At 70.4% G+C, this 19,067-nt stretch carries 18 protein-coding genes and 2 pseudogenes; 7 read left to right on the top strand and 13 right to left on the bottom strand.

Going from position 1 to position 19,067, the window contains the following annotated elements:
* From ACKOB8_RS02360 to ACKOB8_RS02350, 3 genes are all read right to left on the bottom strand, one after another.
* On the bottom strand, positions 1 to 1,321 hold a 1,321-nt coding region (locus ACKOB8_RS02360; RefSeq protein ID WP_526375249.1), incomplete at its 3' end, for a serine/threonine-protein kinase.
* 64 nt (positions 1,322 to 1,385) lie between these two features.
* Complete coding sequence (locus ACKOB8_RS02355; protein WP_526375247.1) at positions 1,386 to 2,216, bottom strand: MIP/aquaporin family protein; 831 nt, start codon at positions 2,214 to 2,216, stop codon at positions 1,386 to 1,388.
* Positions 2,217 to 2,307: 91 nt separating this feature from the next.
* On the bottom strand, positions 2,308 to 3,756 hold the full coding sequence (locus ACKOB8_RS02350; RefSeq protein ID WP_526375245.1) for an ADP-ribosylglycohydrolase family protein: 1,449 nt from the start codon (positions 3,754 to 3,756) through the stop codon (positions 2,308 to 2,310).
* Positions 3,757 to 3,827: 71 nt separating this feature from the next.
* Between ACKOB8_RS02350 and ACKOB8_RS02345 the strand changes: the two genes are divergently transcribed.
* On the top strand, positions 3,828 to 4,505 hold the full coding sequence (locus ACKOB8_RS02345; RefSeq protein WP_526375243.1) for an NrtR DNA-binding winged helix domain-containing protein: 678 nt from the start codon (positions 3,828 to 3,830) through the stop codon (positions 4,503 to 4,505).
* A gap of 9 nt (positions 4,506 to 4,514) precedes the next feature.
* A complete protein-coding gene (locus ACKOB8_RS02340) occupies positions 4,515 to 5,297 on the top strand; it encodes a GmrSD restriction endonuclease domain-containing protein (protein WP_526375241.1) in 783 nt (260 codons plus the stop codon).
* Here ACKOB8_RS02340 and ACKOB8_RS02335 read toward each other — a convergent pair.
* Positions 5,294 to 6,289, bottom strand: coding sequence for a hypothetical protein (locus tag ACKOB8_RS02335; protein WP_526375239.1), 996 nt, complete (start codon positions 6,287 to 6,289; stop codon positions 5,294 to 5,296). The genes ACKOB8_RS02340 and ACKOB8_RS02335 overlap by 4 nt on opposite strands.
* Positions 6,290 to 6,340: 51 nt before the next feature.
* Here ACKOB8_RS02335 and ACKOB8_RS02330 point away from each other — a divergent pair, with 51 nt between their 5' ends.
* The gene (locus tag ACKOB8_RS02330) at positions 6,341 to 7,192 is read left to right on the top strand and encodes an SDR family NAD(P)-dependent oxidoreductase (RefSeq protein ID WP_526375237.1); all 852 of its coding nucleotides are present in this window, start codon (positions 6,341 to 6,343) and stop codon (positions 7,190 to 7,192) included.
* A 74-nt stretch (positions 7,193 to 7,266) separates the two neighbouring features.
* Positions 7,267 to 7,644: a hypothetical protein gene (locus ACKOB8_RS02325; RefSeq protein WP_526375235.1), complete on the top strand. Its 378-nt coding sequence runs from the start codon at positions 7,267 to 7,269 to the stop codon at positions 7,642 to 7,644.
* A 23-nt stretch (positions 7,645 to 7,667) separates the two neighbouring features.
* On the opposite strand, the gene aceA is transcribed toward ACKOB8_RS02325, so the two are convergent.
* Together aceA and ACKOB8_RS02315 are read right to left on the bottom strand one after the other, a co-directional pair.
* Positions 7,668 to 9,956 (bottom strand): isocitrate lyase ICL2, encoded by a 2,289-nt coding sequence (gene aceA, locus ACKOB8_RS02320; RefSeq protein ID WP_526375233.1) that lies wholly within the window; start codon positions 9,954 to 9,956, stop codon positions 7,668 to 7,670.
* Positions 9,957 to 10,063: 107 nt separating this feature from the next.
* Positions 10,064 to 10,628 (bottom strand): annotated as a pseudogene (locus ACKOB8_RS02315) (peptidoglycan endopeptidase).
* A gap of 304 nt (positions 10,629 to 10,932) precedes the next feature.
* Here ACKOB8_RS02315 and dtd point away from each other — a divergent pair.
* Positions 10,933 to 11,367, top strand: coding sequence for a D-aminoacyl-tRNA deacylase (gene dtd / locus ACKOB8_RS02310; RefSeq protein WP_526375251.1), 435 nt, complete (start codon positions 10,933 to 10,935; stop codon positions 11,365 to 11,367).
* A gap of 87 nt (positions 11,368 to 11,454) precedes the next feature.
* Positions 11,455 to 12,015: a hypothetical protein gene (locus ACKOB8_RS02305; RefSeq protein ID WP_526375231.1), complete on the top strand. Its 561-nt coding sequence runs from the start codon at positions 11,455 to 11,457 to the stop codon at positions 12,013 to 12,015.
* 28 nt (positions 12,016 to 12,043) lie between these two features.
* Here ACKOB8_RS02305 and ACKOB8_RS02300 read toward each other — a convergent pair whose 3' ends face one another.
* The 4 genes from ACKOB8_RS02300 to ACKOB8_RS02285 form a co-directional block, all read right to left on the bottom strand.
* The gene (locus ACKOB8_RS02300) at positions 12,044 to 13,108 is read right to left on the bottom strand and encodes a PDR/VanB family oxidoreductase (RefSeq protein ID WP_526375229.1); all 1,065 of its coding nucleotides are present in this window, start codon (positions 13,106 to 13,108) and stop codon (positions 12,044 to 12,046) included.
* On the bottom strand, positions 13,109 to 14,008 hold the full coding sequence (locus ACKOB8_RS02295) for a metal-dependent hydrolase (protein ID WP_526375227.1): 900 nt from the start codon (positions 14,006 to 14,008) through the stop codon (positions 13,109 to 13,111).
* 20 nt (positions 14,009 to 14,028) lie between these two features.
* On the bottom strand, positions 14,029 to 14,466 hold the full coding sequence (locus ACKOB8_RS02290; protein ID WP_526375225.1) for a hypothetical protein: 438 nt from the start codon (positions 14,464 to 14,466) through the stop codon (positions 14,029 to 14,031).
* A 107-nt stretch (positions 14,467 to 14,573) separates the two neighbouring features.
* Positions 14,574 to 16,058, bottom strand: a complete 1,485-nt coding sequence (locus ACKOB8_RS02285) for a cryptochrome/photolyase family protein (RefSeq protein WP_526375223.1) — start codon at positions 16,056 to 16,058, stop codon at positions 14,574 to 14,576.
* Positions 16,059 to 16,162: 104 nt separating this feature from the next.
* On the opposite strand from ACKOB8_RS02285, the gene ACKOB8_RS02280 reads away from it, so the two are divergent.
* Positions 16,163 to 16,423, top strand: coding sequence for a hypothetical protein (locus ACKOB8_RS02280; RefSeq protein ID WP_526375221.1), 261 nt, complete (start codon positions 16,163 to 16,165; stop codon positions 16,421 to 16,423).
* On the opposite strand, the pseudogene ACKOB8_RS02275 reads toward ACKOB8_RS02280, so the two are convergent.
* From ACKOB8_RS02275 to ACKOB8_RS02265, 3 genes and pseudogenes are all read right to left on the bottom strand, one after another.
* Positions 16,386 to 16,650 (bottom strand): annotated as a pseudogene (locus tag ACKOB8_RS02275) (NUDIX hydrolase); the annotation flags it as partial. The gene ACKOB8_RS02280 and the pseudogene ACKOB8_RS02275 sit on opposite strands and share 38 nt — an antisense overlap.
* Complete coding sequence (malQ, locus tag ACKOB8_RS02270; protein WP_526375219.1) at positions 16,647 to 18,803, bottom strand: 4-alpha-glucanotransferase; 2,157 nt, start codon at positions 18,801 to 18,803, stop codon at positions 16,647 to 16,649. The gene malQ and the pseudogene ACKOB8_RS02275, both read right to left, overlap by 4 nt.
* 41 nt (positions 18,804 to 18,844) lie before the next feature.
* On the bottom strand, positions 18,845 to 19,067 hold a 223-nt coding region (locus ACKOB8_RS02265), incomplete at its 5' end, for a DMT family transporter (protein WP_526375217.1).

Raw genomic sequence — 19,067 nt, 5'->3', positions numbered from 1 at the left:
AGGTCGGCGTCGTGGAGCCCACCCCGCTGCGCTGAGCGGGCGCGCCTGCGCCCCGCCGGGCGCGGAAATCTGTCGGTACCCCGCCGTAACGTCGCCGATATGGCGCAGATGCCGCGGGCCACCGGGTACCCGACGCGGTGGTCTGCGGCGTCGCCGTCACCGTCTCGGTCTGCGTCTCGGTGCGCGGCGGGGGAACCAGTGTCGTGGTCGACGGCGGCGGCACGCTGGTCGCGAAGCTGGTCGAGACACTGGTTGACACGCTCGTCACGGTGCTGGTCTGGATGCTGGTCTGGACCGGCCCGGCCATCGAGTCGTCCCCCGGGCTCAGTGCGCCCAGAACCCCCGCTCCGGCGATCAGGCCGGCGGCCGCGCAACCGGCCAGCAGTCCCCACCGCGGCGCGCGCCGGGCCGGGGCGGGAGTGACCGACGGCACCGCCGCGGGCGGGCTGCGTCGCGCGGCAAGCGTGGGGGCCACGGCCCGCTCGGCCGCCGCACCACCGCCGCCCAGGGCCAGCGCGAAGCTCCCGCAGCGGGGAAATCGCCCGTCGGGGTCCCGGGACAGCGCGACCTGGATCGGGTGATCGAGCGCGGCGAGGTCCGGCCGCACCGCGCTGATCGACGGCGGTTCGCCCGCGAGGTGGCGACTGATCGTCACCGCCGGACTGGAATGGCGGTACGGCGGGGTGCCGGTCAGCAGGTGGTAGGCGGTCGCGGCGAGCGCGTATTCGTCAGCCCGGGTGTCCACCGCCGAGTCGGTCAGCTGTTCGGGCGCGGCGTAGTCGACCGTGCCCACCGCCATGTCGGTGCCGGTGAGCCCGCTGGTCTCGTTGACCGCGCGGGCGATCCCGAAGTCCGCCAGCAGGATCCGCCGCTGTCGGCCCGACGTGAGCAGGATGTTCGCCGGCTTGACGTCGCGGTGCAGCAGTCCTCTCCCGTGGGCGTAGTCCAGCGCCGAGGCGATCGCCGAGATGATCTCCACCGCCTCCTCGCACGGCATGCCTGCCGGATAGCGTTCCCGGATCAGCCGGCCCGCGTCGGGCCCGTCGACGTAGTCCATGGCGATCCAGAGTTGACCGTCGACCTCGCCGCGGTCGTGAACGCCGACGATGTGCGGGTGGAAAAGACCGGCGGCCAGATCCGCCTCGCGGTCGAAGCGCTGCCGGAATTCGGGGTCGGCGGAGACCTCGGCGGGCAGGATCTTCAGCGCGTCGCAGCGCGGCAATCTGGGGTGCTCGGCCAGATAGACCTCACCCATTCCCCCCGACCCCAGCGGCCGGATGATCCGGTAACCCGCGAAGGTCGCGCCCGACATCAGCGCCATATCGGCGACGTTACGGCGGGGTACCGACAGATTTCCGCGCCCGGCGGGGCGCAGGCGCGCCCGCTCAGCGCAGCGGGGTGGGCTCCACGACGCCGACCTCGGCGGGTTCGGTGACCGCGGCCGGCAGGAACTTCTCGATGCAGAAGACGAACAGCGCCCCGCCGATCAGGCCGCCGATCAGCGGCGCGACGATCGGGACCCAAAAGTACAGTTCGGGGCCGTTGGCCGAGAACCAGGCGTCGTGATAGCCGGTGAGCCAGGAGGCCAGCCGCGGGGCGAGATCGCGTGCCGGGTTGATCGCGTAGCCGGCGTTGGCGCCCCAGCCCAACCCGATCCCGACCACCAGCAGGCCGATGATCAGCGGGCCGATGTTGGCCAGCGGGGGATTGTTGACCGCACTGGTCAACGCGAAGATCACCGCCACCAGGATCGCCGTTCCGGTCACCTGGTCGAAGAAGGCGGTGGTCAGGCTCACCCCGATGTCCGGCGAGGTGGAGAAGATGCCCTGGGTGGCCTTGGTGTGGTTCGGGTCGACCCGGTTGATGGCGTCGCTGTAGACGAACCGGACCACCAGTGCGGCGATGAAGGCGCCGGCGATCTGGGCGCCGATGTAGGGCAGTACCCGGGAGGGGGGAAAGCCCTTGAACGCCGCCAGGGCGACCGTCACCGCGGGGTTCAGGTGCGCGCCGCTGAGGCGGCCCGCGACGTAGATCGCCATGGCGACGCCCAGCCCCCACCCCCAGGCGATCGAGTTGTAGTCGCCGGTGGCGCCGGTGGTGGTGGGGAATCCCCCGGTCACCACCTGGGCGACGACCCCGCAGCCGAACAGGATGAGCAGCATGGTGCCGAAGAACTCCGCGGAGCACTCGCCGAGCAACGGGCTTCGTCTGGTCACTGCGCCGACCCCTTTTCCGGTTTTCCGGGTGATTCCCCCGGAAAACTAGCAACGCGACGGGTCTGCGCACCGCTGTTTGGCCGGCCCGGGTTCAGGCGGCGCCGGCGTGCGGGCCTGCCAGCCGCTCGAGGGCGTCCCGGAAGGCGGTGTTCGGGCGCGACTTCGGCAACACCGTCTGCACGTCCGCCAACGCCTGTGCGGCGCTGACCCCGCGCAGGCGCGACCCGTAGAGCGCGGCGATCGTGGGCGTGCGACTGAAGGCCGCCACGCAGTGCACCAGCACGGTGTGACCCTGCGAGCGAAGCCGCTCCACGGCGCGCACGGTCTCGAGCAACACGAAGTCCAGGTGCGGGTTGTCCTCCGGCGCCGCGGAGTCGATCAGCCGGACCTCGATGTGGGGCATGTCCGGCTGAAGGTCCCCGTCGGCCAGCCGGCACAACGACACGACGGCATCGACGTCGCCGGGCATCTCCCGCAGCACGCCGATGCCGCCGAGCAGCACCCGGTCGTCATAGGGGTGGCGGGCCCTCGTCGCGCCGGCCGGATCCGGGTAGGAGAGGTCAGACGGGTCGAGACCGCCCTTGCGGTCGATCGCCGATGCGAACTCCACCAGGTGGTGCGCCCGGATATTCGGCCAGCCGTGCAGGTTCTGGCGCCACTCCAGGGGAACCGCGGAGGCGCCGTAGGCCGCACCGAGCAGACCTCCCGCGATGGCCGCCACCGTGTCGGCGTCCCGCCCGCCGGCCACCGCGCATTCCAGGGCCCGACGCAGGTGGTGGGCGCGCAACCGCCCGGAGCCGGGGGCACCCGTGGGCTCCGCTGTCGCGGCGATCGCCGACCAGGCGCCCTGCAGCGCCTGCACGACGAAGCCGTTGTTGGCGAAGTCGGCCGGTTGCGCGGACTCCGCAGCGGCCAGGTAGTCCTGCCACTGTCCGCGGCGCTCGGCGGGCAGGTGGTTCAGCCCGATGCGGACGTCGAGGTGTCCGGTGAGCGCCGCGTGGCGGATCGCGCCGCACCACAGCACGCAGCCGTCCCCGGCGAGGGGGTCATAGTGGGTCAATTCGCTGATCGCCCGGGCGGCCTGGACCAGGGCCGCCTCGTCGTCGAGAAAGGCGAGCGCCACCGCAGCCGTGCGCATCAGCGAGCCGTTTCCGGCGCTGCGCGCCGTTTGACGGTGCAGCCGATCCGACTCCGCACGCGCGCGTGCGGCGGTGATCACGCCGTCGTGAGCGGCGCGCGAGAGCACCGAGCCGGTCTGGACGCCGACATCCTTGGACTTCAGCGACCAGTCGTACCAGCGCTGCACGAGACGGTCCTGGACTGCCTCGTTGCGAAGGTCGAGCCCCTCGGCAGCCAGTTCGGCGATGGCGACCATCATCGCGGTGTCATCGGTCCACTCACCGAGCTTCCACGGTCCGCCGGTTCGCATCACCACCTGCTCTACGGGCAGCGGCGGTCCGAACTCGTACGGCGCGCCCAGCGCGTCACCGGCTGCGGTACCGAGCAGCGTCCCCTGGATGCGGTCTTGCCGTTCTGACATGATTCCCCCTCGGGTGCGGTAATAATTAACTCAGATCTACTGTAAATCGAGAGTACCGGAGGGGGCCGACAGTGCGCACCACCTACCGCGACAGCCACGGCAAGACGCTGACCGACTACGAACGGCCGTCGGTCGCGGTCGACACCGCGGTGCTGACCGTCGAGCCGAACCGGGGGCTGCTGGTGCTCCAGGTCCGCCGGTCCGGCGGGCAGGGCTGGGCGCTGCCCGGCACCTTTCTGCACGCGGGGGAGACGCTGGCCCGCGCGGTGCGGCGTTCGCTGCGCGACAAGGCCCACGTGCGCGGGATCGATCCGCGCCAGTTGCACGTGTTCGACCGGCCCGGCCGCGACGACCGCGGTTGGGTGCTCTCGGTGGGCCACGTCGCCGCGGTCACCGCCGACCGGCTGGCAGGGCGCTGTCCCGAGACGACCCGGCTGGCGCCGGCCGGTGCTCCCGGCCGCCTCGCCTACGACCACGCGGACATCATCGCGCTGGCGGTGGTCGATCTGCGGGCGCGCTACGCCGGGCACCCGGACCCCGACCACCTGCTCGGTGAGGTCTTCACACTGCGCCAGTTGCGGGAGGTCCACGAGGCAGTCGCCGGCGAGCCGATCGGACCGGAGCGGCTGGACACCTTCCGCCGCCAGATGCGCGAGAGACTCACGCCGGTGCCGGGCGAGCCGCTGCGCGCCGAGGGCCGCGGCCGGCCCGCCCGGCTGTTCCGGCGCCGCGCACAGGCCGGGTGTTAGAACCTTTCCATGGCCACGCGGAGCGAACCTTCCCGGCGGCGCCGCCGGCGGCGGGCGCTGGCCGCGGTCCTGGCGGCGGCGGTCCTCGCCGCGGTGGGCGGCCTGCTGACCTGGCAGCAGCGTTCGGACCGCGCCGCGGGTCCCTCGCCGACGTGGCGGGCCGAACCGACCGCGGCCAGTTCGCCCGATCCCGGGGCAGATCCCGGGGTAGGTCCCGGGGCGGGCCGTGTCGACCTCGCCCGCGCGCAGCTCGAGCGGTTGCCGGTGCGCGGCTGGGATCGTGCCTCGGACTTCCGGCGGTCGCAGTTCGGCGAAGCCTGGAGCGACGACGTCAATGTCGAATTCGGCCACAACGGCTGCAACACCCGAGACGACATCCTGCGCCGGGACCTGCGCGAGCTCGTGGTGCGGCCGATGACCTGCTACGCGCAGAGCGGCACGCTGGAGGATCCCTATACCGGCGTGCGCATCGACTTCGTTCGCGGGCCGCAGACCTCCAACAGCGTGGAGATCGACCACGTGGTCTCGCTGGCCGACGCCTGGTACAAGGGCGCCCGGGCCTGGGACCCGCAGCGGCGGCTGGACTTCGCGAACGATCCGCGCAATCTACTCGCCGTCAGCCCGCAGGCCAATTTCGACAAGGCGTTCCGTGACGCCGCCTCGTGGTTGCCACCCAATCCGGCGTTCCGCTGCGAGTTCGCCGCCCGCCAGGTCGAGGTGAAGACGGCCTACGGGCTCTGGCTGTCGGCGAAGGAGAAGTCCGCGCTGTCCGACCTTCTCGCGCGCTGCTAGGCGTTCATCAGCTGCCGCAACTGCGCTGAGACCTTCGCCAGCAGGCCGGTGCCGTCGCGGACCCCCAACTCGACGGGGTCGAGCACGACGTTGCCGGTCGCGAACCGCGCCACATCGCCCATCTCGGCCACCCGATCGGTGAAGTCGTCGATGAACGTTGCGAAGCCCTCCAGCGGCAGAACGGTGAGCAGCCCGAAATCGCGTTGCAGCGACCGGCACTCGGCGGGGACGCTCACGCTGCGGCACCGTTCGGACAGGCTCAGCAGCCCGTCGTGGTAGTCCATCAACCGGTTGGCGGTCTGGACGATACCCGCGGCATCGGCCGAGGCCTCGTCGAACATGCCCCCGAAAGTCTCCCGGAAAGCGTCGCTGGTCATGAAGTCATCGATGCGGTTGACGAACTGCGACAACTCCTCAAGGCGCTCGGTGAAGAACAACCCGGCCAGCAGCCCGCTGGGGAGCACTTCACCGCCCGGCCGGGCGAAGCCGGTGCGCGCATCCAGCAGTCGCGATCGCACCGCGGCGCGGCGCTGCACCAGCACCGAGACGAACGCGGCATAGCGCCAGCACGGCGGCTTGTCGTTGAGCATGGCATCGAGTTCGGCGGCGCTGTGCACGACGGTCGCGACCTCCAAGTCCGGACCGGGGGGCGAGATGCGCGGCGGCGGCGCGATCGGCTCGGCGTCGATCACGCCGGGGCGCCGGGGGAGTTCGGCGGGGCGCTCTTGCCGGGGCTTGGGCGGCTGCTCCCGGGAGGGCGGTGCCGGCGGCGGCGAAGGTTGCGGCGGCAGCGGCGCCGGGTCGGGGCGCACCCGCAGGTAGATCGCCCGGGTGCCGAGGACCAGTCCCGCACCCACGACGAGGGCCGTCAGCGGACCGCCGTAGCGGCCGGCCAGGTAGAGCAGGACCGCCGCCCCGAGACCGACCGCGAAACTCGCCGCGCCCGCTGCAAGCGCGCTCCATCGGTGATTGCGCCCCCGACTCCCCGCCACGACCAGGATGGTAGGGCGGAGAACCGACACCGGCGGACTACCGTCGGGGACATGACGTCAACACCGGTGGCAGTGGTGACCGGGGCCAGCCGGGGCGCTGGCCGCGGTATCGCCCTGGCGTTGGGCGGCGCGGGCTGGCGGGTCTACCTCACCGGCCGCACCGCCGGTGCCGGCGCCGGGCCGGACAGCGTCGACGCGGCCGCACACGAGGTCACCGCGGCCGGCGGCGAGGGCATCGCGGTGCGGGTGGACCACGCCGACGACGCAGCGGTGGCGGCCCTGTTCGGGCGGGTCGCCGCGGAGAACCCGGCGCTGCACCTGCTGGTGAACAACGCCGCCGCGATCAGCGACCGGCTCGTCGACCCGGCCCCGTTCTGGGACAAGCCCCTGGACCTCGCCGACGTGCTCGACGTCGGGCTGCGGTCGGCCTACGTGGCGTCGTGGCACGCCGCCCCGCTGCTGGTGCGGGCCGAACGCGGCCTGATCGCGTTCACCTCGTCGCCGGGATCGGCCTGCTACATGCACGGCCCGGCCTACGGCGCACAGAAAGCGGGGGTGGACAAGATGGCCGCGGACATGGCCGTCGACTTCGCCGGAACCACCGTGTCGACGGTCTCGATCTGGATGGGTGTGCTGCTGACCGAACGCCTGCGCCGCGTATTCGGCGACAACGCCGAGGCGCTCGCCGCGTTCACCGAGCACGCCGAGACCCCGCAGTTCACCGGCCGGCTGATCGATGCGCTCTACCGCGACCCCGACCTGCCGGATCTCAGTGGGCGCACCCTGATCGGCGCGGAGTTGGCGGCGCGCTACGGCGTCACCGACGAGGGAGGACGACGCCCGCCCTCGCACCGGGACGCCCTCGGGTCACCTCGCGAGCCAAGCACCGTCGTCGTCCGCTAGCCGACGAGTAGCCAGACACGCCCCGCCGTCGGCGCAGTTGATCACCGATTCCGACCCCTGCTAAGTTCCCCCGCATGGGCGTATTGAGTAAGCATCGTGGTCGTCTTCTGGGTACCGCAGCGGGCCTCGCCGTTCTCGCGATCGCGGCAGCGGGACCGGCGTCGGCGGACACTCTCAACACCACGACATGCTCGGAACAACAGGTGATGGCATCGCTGCAGCAGAACGCCCCCCTGATCTGGGGCCAGATCAGTAGCGATCCACAAACGGAGCAAAAGTTGCGGGTGGCGCTTGATGCGGTCCTGGCCGCCCCTCCGGGCCAGCGGGAACAGTTGGCGAACCAGCTGGAGGACGCGCTCGGCAAAAACCAGCTGGTGGACATCAGCGATGACGTCCTCAACGCCTCCGGTGGTCCGATCGGCAGAGCGGTCAACGGCTGCCACAACTTCTGAGCCGGCGCCCCACCTCTGACGCTCTAGCCCTCCTTGCGGATCAGCTTCTGCAGCGCCTGACGATCGGCGGCGAGTAGTTCGTCGATGCGGGCCTGGTTGACGTCGGCGACGATGATCTCCCCGACGTCCTTGTTGACGCTGGAGAAGATGCCGTGCGCTTTCATCTTCTCGGTCTGGTACTTGTTGTCCTCGGTGGGCGTGACGTAGTAGACCGCGTCCGCCTTGAACCGGTGTACCAGCCACAGGTGAATCAGCGTCATGAGGCGTTTCTGGCGCATCTTGGCCGCGTAGGTGTTCTGGTCGCGAACGGTCAGGATGCTGCGACCGTGCCGGTCTTTGATCGGATCGAAGGTGACGTCGGCCAGCTTCTCGCCGTCCTTGTCGCCGAAGATGGCCAACTCCAGCACATCCGAGCCGGCGCGGCGGGGCCGAAGCTGCACGCGCAGCCGCTCACCCAGCTTGTAATGCTCGCTCCACAGCGCCAGCCAGTCCTCCAGCAGCTTCTTGGGCACCTCGGTCTGCACCAGATGCTGCACCTGCGTGGAACCCTTGCCCATCGCCTTGGTGGTCGCGGTGCGCCCGGACGAGGCCGCCAGCGCGGCGTCGCTGCGCGGTCCGCCCACCAGGGTCTGCGGGGTGCGATACGGCGACTCCAGCAGGCGCATCTTGCGCTGCAGCCGGGCCAGGGCGAGCATGCCGTCCTGGCGCAGCGCGGTGGCGAACTCCTCGGCCGCCACCCCGTCGATCTGGTGGCCGCCGTAGGTCATGAAGTTGAAGACGAAGCCCATCTTGCCCAGTTCCTCGGGGAAGGCGCGCATCTGTTCGTCGGTCATGCCGGTGGTGTCCCAGTTGAACGACGGCGAGAGGTTGTAGGCCAGCATCTTGTCCGGGTACACCGCGTGCACGGCCTCGGCGAACTCACGGGCGTCGGCGAGGTCGGCGGTCTTGGTCTCCATCCACAACAGGTCGGCGAACGGCGCCGCGGCCAGCGACTTGGCGATCGCGTACGGAATGCCGCCGCGGACCTGGTAGTACCCCTCGGGCGTCTTGGCCCGCTCGCAGTCCCAGGGCGCGTTCACGCCGAGTTCGGCGGCTTTCTGCTGAGCGGCGTAGAGGGAGGCGGTCTTGGCGAACTCGAGCCATTCGGCCGGCTTCATCCCGACCGCTTCGCCCTCGGAATCCTTGAACCGGAGGATCTCGGCCACCGCGTTGCCGTAGGTCTCCAGCCCCGCGTCGGACTGCCAGGCCTCGATGAAACTCGACTCGACCTTGTCGAAGAGTTCATCCAGGGATTGATGCGGGTCGGCCGTCCACGCGGCCGCCGCCTCGTCGATCGTCGCGGCGATGCCCTTCGCGGCGAGCCAGGCGTCGGCGACCTCGTACTCGCCCTGCGGAAGGGCGTAGAGCAGGTGGCCGTTGAGTTCGCGCACCCCGCGCTGGTGCAGGCGGCGCAGCATGGCCAGGAAGCACGCCTTGTAGGGCGGGACGTCGAGGTTGGTGGCCCCCAGCAGGAAGGGTTGATCGCGTTCGTCGGTGCGGCCGTCGATGAGGTTGGCGGCCTCGGCGTCGGTGCGCGCGACGATCAGCCCGGGCACACCCATGATGTCGAGCTGGAAGCGGGCGGTGTTGAGCCGTTTGATCTGCTCGTCGGAGGGCACCAGCACCTTGCCGCCCTGATGGCCGCACTTCTTGGTGCCCGGGCGCTGATCCTCGATGTGGTAGCCGGGCACACCGGCCTCCACGAACCGGCGGATCAGGTTACGCACGTGCGGATCCCCACCGTGACCGGTGTCGGCGTCGGCGACGATGAACGGCCGGAAATCCACCGCCGGGGTGGCGGCGCGCTGGGCGTCGGTCATCTGCAGGCGCAGATAGTGCTGGTTGCGATCGGCGGTCAGCAGCGCGCGCACCAGACCGGCCGCCTCGTCAGGCACCTGGCTCAGCGGGTAGCTGGCCAGGTCCGGTCCGGGGTCCTCGGTGGTGGAGCCCTTGGCCGAGGTGGCCCAGCCCCCGAGGTAGATGCCCTCGATGCCGCAGCGCTTCATGGTGACCGCCTGGCCCGGGGAGTAGGGGCCGAAGGTGGTGATGGACTTGCGCTGGGCGAACAGTTCCCGCAGTCGCTCGTGGAACGCCGCGGCGGTCTCCCGGGCCACGGTGTAGTCGACCGGGATCGTGCCGCGCTGCTCGACGACCTGGCGCGCGGTGTACAGGCGGATGATGCCCGCGAAGCGCGGGCTGTCGAAATAGCGCTGCGTCGCGGCTGTGTCATCCTCGAACCGGGTACCCACGGCGTCGACTTCGATGATGGACATGGCTGCTCCTGGGTCGATCTCGGGGAGTCTTGGTCCAGCGCCGTGTTCAGCGCTGCGATGCCATCTAACCCTCCCGGGTAACAATCCCGGCGAGCGGGGTATGCCCGTCAGATCGCGGCGACGGGCGGTTCGGTACCCGGCAGCAGGCCGTCGCCCGCGTGGGCGACCCCGGCCGGTTGCTGGTCAGGCGGTATTTCGGCGGGCTGTTCGGTGACCTGCTCGACCTCGGCCGCCTCAGGAGCGCCCGGCGGCGCGTCGGGCGGGGGAGCAGCCGGCGGGGGCGTCGGTCATCGGCTGGGCCTCCACGGGCAGGTACATGTGGCGGCTGAACTGGGGCTGGAACGCCCCGCCGCCGCCGACCTGGACACCCGCGCCGTTCTCACCGCTGGACACCGGGGTGCCGTCGGGCAGGGTGACCGCGGTGTGACCGCCGTTCCAGCCGATCACCAGCGAGTTGGGGGCGGTCCCGTAGTGAAAGCCCCGTGCCAGCAGCGCCGACTCGATGTTCCCGGTGTGGAAACGGTCGCCGAAGGCCGGCCTGCCGGAGGCCACGTTGGCCACCCAGGAGGCCAGACCCGAACAGTCGGTCCCGGCCGGGGAGTCACCGCCGGGCACGTACGGCGTACCCGACACCTGCGATACCAGCGACAGCAAAGCCGCGAGAGCAAACATGCTTAAAACGGTAAAGACAATTGTGTCATTCGAGGAAATTATGTGGTGGGCCTCACGCTTGCTCGGTAATTGAGATCAAGCGAACGAAAAGATACGCGGGCCCGTCGGGGCGTACCAGTATTTTAGCCGCTGAACAGGTGAAATAACACGCCAGCATTTCGGGCGGATGCCCCGGAATTCGCCTTACCGGAAAAAGAAAACACCTATTCCGTTGTTTTGCTGCTACCCGCGATGAACAATTCCGTGATGCGCTAATCACCCTTTTCGGACAAATTTTTCGGTGCGATCGGGCAGGATGGGATTCGTGCGGGTGCTGCTGCAGCGCGTCACCTCCGCGCAGGTTCTGGTCGACGACGAGGTGGTCGGCGAGATCCAGCCAGCCGGCCAAGGCCTGCTGGCCCTGGTCGGGGTGACCCACGGCGATGACGCCGGTGCCGCGGCCCGGATGGCCGACAAGGTCTGGCAACTGCGGATCCTCGACGGCGAGCAGTCGGCCGCCGAGGTGGGAGCTCCGCTGCTCGTGGTGAGCCAGTTCACCCTCTACGCCAACACCGTCAAGGGACGTCGGCCCTCCTGGAACGCCGCCGCCCCCGCGGCGGTCGCCGAGCCCGTGGTGGCCGCGTTCGCCGACGAGCTTCGACGGCTCGGCGCCGTGGTGCACACCGGTGTCTTCGGCGCGCACATGCAGGTCCGGTTGGTCAACGACGGCCCGGTCACGGTGCTGCTGGAAACACCGTGACGGCCGGCCCTCCGGGGCGCATTTGTTACCGATCCGCGCCCCGGCGTCGACCCCCGACGTGAGATCGACGTGAGATCGTGAGGGCCGATGCACACCCACGCCTATGTCTCCTACGAGGAGTTCGGCCGCCGGTTCTTCGAGACGGCGGTGACAGAGGAGCGCGTCGCGGCGGCGTTCTCCGAAATCAGCGGCGGGGAGATCACCATGGGCCCGATGTCGCAGGGCCCCGCCGGGATCGCGAAGGTGACCGCCAAGGTCAAGGTCCAAGAGCCCCAGGTGACGCGGACCCTCGGCGACACCATCACCTTCGCCGTCCGGATCCCGCTGCTGATCCAGCTACTCGTCGATCTGCGCCTGGACAAACAGCGCTTCACCGTCGACGGTGACATCGCGCTGCGCGCGACCGCCCGGGCGGCCGAGCCGTTGCTGGTCGTCATCGACGTCGCCAAGCCGCGCCCGTCGGATATCGCGGTCCACGTCACGTCGAAGTCGGTGCGCGGGGAGATTCTGCGGATGGTCGCCGGTGTGGATGCGGAGATCCGGCGTTTCGTCGCCGCCCATGTCGCCGAGGAGATCGACAGCCCGGCCTCCGAGCAGGCCAAGATCATCAACGTCTCCGACCAACTGGCCGTCTGGGACGACAGCTAGGAGCCGCTATACATTGCTCAGCGGCGAGCTAGATTTCGAGCTGTAGATGCCCGCCGGCTTCCGCCCGTGACACGCAGATCAGCATCTGGCTGCGTCGTTCGGCGTCGGTCAGCAGGGTGTCGCGGTGTGTGACCGTGCCGCCGAGAACCCGGACCCGGCAGGTCCCGCAGAAACCCTGCTGGCAGGAGTAGGGCGGGTTCACGCCGGCCCGCTGAAGCGCGGAGAGCAGGCTTTGCGTTGCCCCGACGGTGACGCTGAGCCCTGAAGACGCGGCGGTCGCGGTGAACTCCGCTCCGTCGAGCACCGGCGGTGCGGCGAAGCGCTCGAAGTGCAGTTCCACGTCCGTGCGACCGATCAGGCGCTGCCGGATCTCGGTGATCATGGCGGCGGGCCCACAGGCGTAAACCGTTGTGCCGTCGAGGGATTCACCGAGGAGATCGTCGGCGGTAGGCAGGCCGTCGGTGTCGTCGGTCCGAATCCGGACACGATCGCCAAAGCGCCGGAGCTCGCCTCGGAACGGGATGCTGTCCGCGCTGCGGCCGACGTAGATCATCGACCAGTCCACCCCCACCCGCTGCGCCGTGGCGAGCATCGGCAGGATCGGCGTGATGCCGATACCGCCGGCGACGAAGCGCAGCCGACGGGCCGGTGAACCGTATCCGGGCACGACGAGCGGGAACGCGTTGCGCGGGCCGCCGGTCGTCACGGTCGCCCCCACGGGCAGCGCGTCGTGAACTTCGATCGACCCGCCGCCGCCGTCGGGGATGCGCCGCACGGCGATGCGGTAGGAGTCGCGCCGGGCCGGATTGCCGCACAGTGAGTACTGCCGGATCCGCCCGCTGGGCAGGTGCACGTCGAGGTGCGCTCCGGGACGCCAGCGCGGCAGAGGTTTGCCGTCGACGCCTGTCAGCGTCAGCGCGACGACGTTCTCGTCACGGGCGACCACCCGCCGATGAGCGACGGTCAGGGCGAACGTCCGGTTCCGCTCGGCCGGAAGCGGGGGTCGCCGCAGGCTGCCGCTGATAGCCCAGATCCCGTTGAGGGCGACTCCCGCCGCGCGCAGCAGCAGTGGCGGGCGGAAATCGGCGCCCATCTACACCTGGGCGGCCCGGGCGGCGGGCGAACTCGCCAGGTAGGCCACGGCCTGCGCGGTCGAGCCGACCTCCAGCGGCGAGTATCCGGGCCGGAAGTAGGTCAGCGTGGTGCGCCCGAACAGGTCGCGGTACTTGGGCAGCAGTCCCAGCCTCGAGTCGCGGGCCCGCATCCGTTGCATGCGCCACCAGCTGATGTCGAGCCCGGGGTCGACCCGGCACAGAAACCACGTCCCGCGGTCGAAGAAGGTGTAGATCATCCCGACGATGAGGGCCATGGCGCGGATCCGGGCCAGGTAGCTGTCCTGAAAGTAGACGGCGACGTCGTGGGCGACGCTGCGGTGTTCGACCTCTTCGCTGCCGTGCCACCGGAACAGATCGGCGATCGTGGGATCGGCACCGTGGTCGTCCCAGGTGCAGTTCAGGGCGAAATCGCCCATCACCGCGGTGTAGTGCTCGATCGCCGCGATCAGCCACAGCCGGTCGCACAGGTTGTTGAGCCGGCGCGCCGGATCGGTCGAGCGGGTCGGGGACAGCACCTTCTCGAAGACGTACTCGACCCGACGCAACACCGGTCCGGGGTCCACGCCGCGATCGACCATGAACTCCCGCAGCACCCTGTCGTGGGTATCGGCGTGGGTGGCTTCCTGGCCGATGAAGCCGCGCATGTCCTCGACCAGCCGCTGATCCCTGACCAGGGGCAGTGCCTCGTTGTAGGTGGCCACGAACCAGCGTTCGGCGGCGGGCAGGATGACGTTGAGCACGCTGACCATGTGCGAGGTCACCGGATGGTCCGGAATCCAGTGCAGCGGCGCGGCCGAGACGTCGAAGGCGACTTTGCGGGCCTGGATCTGCACCGGGCCCGGGTCGAGCTCCGGACCGGACGTGCGCGGCCTCGACATCGCCATCTCCTTCGCGAAGGTCAGCCAACCCGGGTCGGGACGACGCTGACGACGCCCGGCGCACCCGGCGTGGGCCGGCCGCCGGCGCCGGGATCCGGCGCGCCCGGGCTGTTGGCCACCGACGTCGCCGACGGCCGCTCGGGCTGGGAGGCCTCGGTGCAGTCCAGCATCAGCTGCATCCGGCCGGACGTGCCGATGATCTTCTGGCTGCTCACGACGCACTGCGACTGCGGAACGTCGCTGCCGAACGATCCCCCGAAGCTCGTCGACATCCCCTGGGCCCGCAGGATCGCCACCGCCCGGGCGTAGGGCTCGCCGACGACGTTGAGGGTGCTGTTGGATCCCGGGTCAGCACTGCTGGCGCCGGGCCCGGCGCCCACGGTCAACCCGATGCACACCGCGGCTCCGGCCGCACCCGCCGCCAGCGCAGCGGCGGTCACGCGGATGAGGTGTGCCACCTGCGGACCTCCCTGATCGTCGTGCGGTGGTCTTTTGACCTTAGCGCAGCCCCCGGCGGGCGGCGTCCAGCCTGCTTATCGCCACGACGGGGGCTGGCGTTTCGGGGTCAGAAGGCCTCCCGGAGCCGTTCCTGCTCCAGCACCGCCTCGGCATCGGCCAGCCGGCGCAGCGAGGACACCGCCCGGGCGGTCCGCATGTTCGCGCTGAGCAGGTCCTGGTGGCGGTGCACGAAAGCCCAGTAACCGGCGGTGAACGGGCAGGCATCCGGGCCCAGTCGCTTCTTCGGGTCGAAGCGGCAGTCGCGGCAGTGGTCGCTCATCTTGCTGATGTAGGCCCCGCCCGAGGTGTAGGGCTTGGTCGCCATCCGGCCTCCGTCGGCATGCTGGCTCATCCCGATCACGTTGGCCGGCATCACCCAGGAGAAGCCGTCGACGAAGGCCGTCGCGAACCAGTCGTTGAGGGCGCGCGGCAGGTAGCCGCGCTGCAGGGCGTGGTTGCCGAGCACCATCAGGCGCTGGATGTGGTGCGCCCAGCCGCGGTCCCGCACGCCCGCGAGGGCTTGGCGCAGGCACTCGGCATCCACCGCGTCGGCATCCAAGTCGTTCCACCAGGCGGGCAACGGGGTGTGGGCGTCCAGGGCGTTGCTGTCGAGATACTCCGGCCCGAAGTGCCAGTAGAGGTGCCAGATGTACTCCCGCCAGCCCAGGATCTGCCGGACGAATCCCTCGACCGCGGCCAGCGGCGCCGACCCGTCGCGGTGGGCCTGCTCGGCGGCGCGCACCGCATCCAGCGGGTGCAGCACGCCGAGGTTGAGCGGAACCGACAGCAGCGAATGCGCCATCGCCCAGTCGGCGCCCATCATGGCGTCCTCGTAGCGGCCGAACAGGGCGAGCCGATGGGCGACGAAATGCCGCAGCGCGGCGTCGGCCTCGCCCGGGGTGACCGCGAACAACCGCGGCCCGTCCACACCGACGGTGTTCAGATCCATCCGGTCGAGGTCGCGGCGGACCTCGGCGTCGATGTCGTCTTCCTCGGGCCACCAGGGAGCCTCGACGTCGAGTTCGGTCTCACCCCGCGGGGGCGGTTCGCGGTTGTCGGTGTCGAAGTTCCAGCGCCCGCCCAGCGGTTCGTCGCCCTCCATCAAAATCCCGAAGCGGCGCCGCTGCGCGCGGTAGAAGTCCTCCAACCGGAACCGGGTGCGATCGCCGGCCCACTCGGCGAACTCCGCTCGCGCCAGCGCGAAGGTGGGGGTGGGCTGCACCTCGACGACACGGCCGTCCGCCCGCAGGCGGTGCACGAACCGCTCGGCGCCAAACGACGTCGGCTCGCAGACGAGCACCGGGCGGCCGTAGGTCCGCAGCGCCTCGGAATAGGTCTGCGCCCGGATCAGGGTGGCGCGATCGCCCAGGTCGCGCTTCGCGTGGCGCAGCGCCGAGAGGATCAGGTGCACCTTCTGGCGGTGGAAGCGGTGGCGGCGCAGCGCGGAGGCGGCCTCCACCAGCAGGACCGGCCGGTCGGCGTTCGCGCCGCCGTAGGCCCGGGGACTCAGCTGATCGGCGAACAACCACAATGCGGTTTCCTCGCCTGCCACCGCCGCAACTCTACCCACCTCCCGACTCCCGGTCTGCGCTACGATCCGGCGGTCGGTCTTCGTCAGCACACGGTCTTCGTCAGGACAGTGATCGGAGCTCTATCGTGGTCCGCATTGCCAAGCCGGGCGGACTCCGCTCGCTGGGGTTCCAATCCAAGCTGCTGATCATGCTGCTGGCGGTCAGCGTCGTGTCGGTTCTCGTCGCCGGGGTCATCGGCTACACCTCGGGGACCAACTCGTTGCGCGCGGCTGAATACCAGCGGCTGGTGCAGTTGCGCGAATCGCGCCACCGCGAGATCGCCGCCTACTACGAGAGCATCAGCGACGCCGCGACGGCCCCGAACCGGGAGGCCATTCGAGGGTGAAGGTGTTGCTGTGTACCCGCCCGACGTCGAGATCGGCGGCGACGGCGAAGGCGGTGACGGTTTTCCCGCCCGGCTGCCTGACCGTTCCCAACGCGATCGCGGGCCCCGGCGGGAGCGGGCAGCCGAGTTCCTCGGCGAACTCACGGGCCGCCGGGGTGGCCCAGGAGCACCTCGACCGTGCCGTCGCGCACCCGGTAGAGCAGCACTCCCGCGCTGCGTGCGCTCATGCGCCGGGCGGCGCGGTCACCGCACGAATCGCCTCGGCCAGCGCGGCCGCCCGCGGATCGGCGAAGACCTCCTCCAGCGACATCGCGGTGCCGTCAGGTCCAGCCAGCGGCACCCGCCAGTTCGGGTACTCGTCGGTGGTGCCGGGCTGGTTTTGGGTGCGCCGCTCGCCCACCGCATCGGTCAGCGCCAGCGCCAGCAGCCGCGAGGGAGTCCGACCCAGATACCGGTAGAGCGCGAGGATCACGTTCTCTTCCCCGGGCTCTTCCCCGGGCTCTTCCCCGGTGCCGCTCAGCAGCCCGACCCGGCGCAACTCGGCAAGCCAGGCCGCCTGGACCGCCCGGTCGTCGGCCATCTCCTCCTCGGCCGGGCGGGTGAGCAGCCCCAGCTCGTCACGCAGTCGCACGTGTTCACCCGCCAGGTAACCCGGCGTCGGCGGAAGGTCGTGGGTGGTCACCGACGACAGGCACAGCTCACGCCAGCGCTCTGCCTCCAGCGGACCCCCGTCACCGTCGCCGTCACGGTCCAGCTCGAACCACAGGATCGAGGTGCCCAGCACGCCCCGCTCGCGCAGATACTGGCGTACCCAGGGCTCCACGGTCCCCAAGTCCTCACCCACCACCACCGCACCGGCCCGGTGGGCCTCCAGCGCGAGGATGCCGATCATCGCGTCGTGGTCGTAGCGCACATAGGTGCCCTTGGTCGGCGGGGCCCCCTCGGGAATCCACCACAGCCGGAACAACCCGATGATGTGGTCGATGCGCACTCCGCCGGCGTGCCGCAGCACCGACTGAATCAACTGTCGAAATGGTTGGTAGCCAAGCTCTTCGAGCCGGCCGGGCCGCCACGGGGGCTGCGACCAGTCCTGGCCGAGCTGATTGAACTCATCCGGCGGGGCTCCCGCGCTCACGCCGAGCGCCAGCACGTCCTGCAGGGCCCAGCAGTCGGCTCCGGTGGGGTGGACACCCACCGCCAGGTCGTGCATGATGCCCAGCGCCATACCGGTCCGCACCGCCTGGGATTGCGCTTCGGCAAGCTGGTCGTCTAGCTGCCACTGCATCCAGCGGTGGAAGTCGATCCGTGCTTCGTGGCGGGCGGCGAACGCGGCGACCGCGGGGGAGTCCGGACGGCGAAGACCTCTCGGCCACTCTCGCCAGTCGCCGCCGTGCTTCTCCGCCACCGCGCACCAGGTCGCGAAGTCGTCGAGGGCCGCGCCCTCGCGTTGCTTGAAGGCGGTGAAGGCCAGTTGGCGGCCCGCGGAGCGGGGCACCCGGTAGACGCGCTCGAGAGCCTTGCGCTTGGCCGCCCAGACGGCATCGCGATCGATCGGACCCTTGTCGGCCAATTCCTCCTGCAGTTTGCGTACCGGTCGGCGCGCCGAGAGGAACGCGAACTCCGGGATCGCCTCGACACGCAGATAGATCGGATTGACGAAGCGCCGAGACGTGGGCAGGTACGGCGAAGGCTCCATCGGCGTGGTGGGCGCGGCCGCGTGCAGCGGATTGACCAGCACGTAGTCCGCGCCGTGCTGGGATCCCGCCCAGACCGCCAGATCTGCGAGATCGACGAGGTCGCCGAGACCCCACGACCCGGCCGAGCGCAGGCTGTAGAGCTGGACGGCCAGCCCCCAGGCCCGCCGGGCGCCCATCCGTGCGGGCAACCCCAGCCAGCCCGGAGTGACGATGAGCAGGGTCGCGAACTCCTCCGCCCCGGAGCGCAGATGCAGTCGGTGATAGCCCAGCGGCAGATCGGCGGGCAGCACGAACGTCGCCTCACCGACGAGGCGACCCTCGAGGGAGAACGGCGAAGCGAAGTTGTCCGCCTGGCGGATTCCCGAGCGCACCCCGCCGTCCTCGAGTCGAACCCACACGTGCGCGGGCGCCCCGTGGGTGACGTGCACCCAGAACGCGGTCTCGGCACCGCTGCGCGTGACGATCGTGGGCGGCAGGGCGCGTGACCAATACCGGACATCGCAGTCGGTGAGGGCCGCGGTGCGCTCCGCGTCGGTCTCGGCGCGGATGCCCAGCGCCGCCAGGACCGCCACGACCGTTGCGTCGTCGACCGGGACCATCCGGCCCGACCAGTCGCGGTACTCGGTGGCCACCCCCAGCCGCTCGGCGAGCGCGGCAAGCGAGGCGACGGGCATGTCCGCCATCCTTCCCGGTTACCGGCGGCGGCGCGTATCGATGCGGCGACTCAGTCCGCCGCGCCGGACAGCTCGATGGTCAGCACCCCGACGATGATCAGCCCGATGCCCAAGACCATCACGCGGGTGAGGGGCTCGGCGAAGAGCACCCGCGCGAGCACGGCGACCAGCGCGACCCCACAGGCCGACCAGACCCCGTAGGCGATCCCGACCGGCATGCCCAGCGACAGGGTCACCCAGAGCAGGGCGAAGGATGCGGAGTAGCCGACCACT

The organism is Mycobacterium sp. (genome assembly GCF_046091765.1).
GTDB lineage: Bacteria > Actinomycetota > Actinomycetes > Mycobacteriales > Mycobacteriaceae > Mycobacterium.
This window is presented reverse-complemented; position numbering and strand designations above follow the sequence as displayed.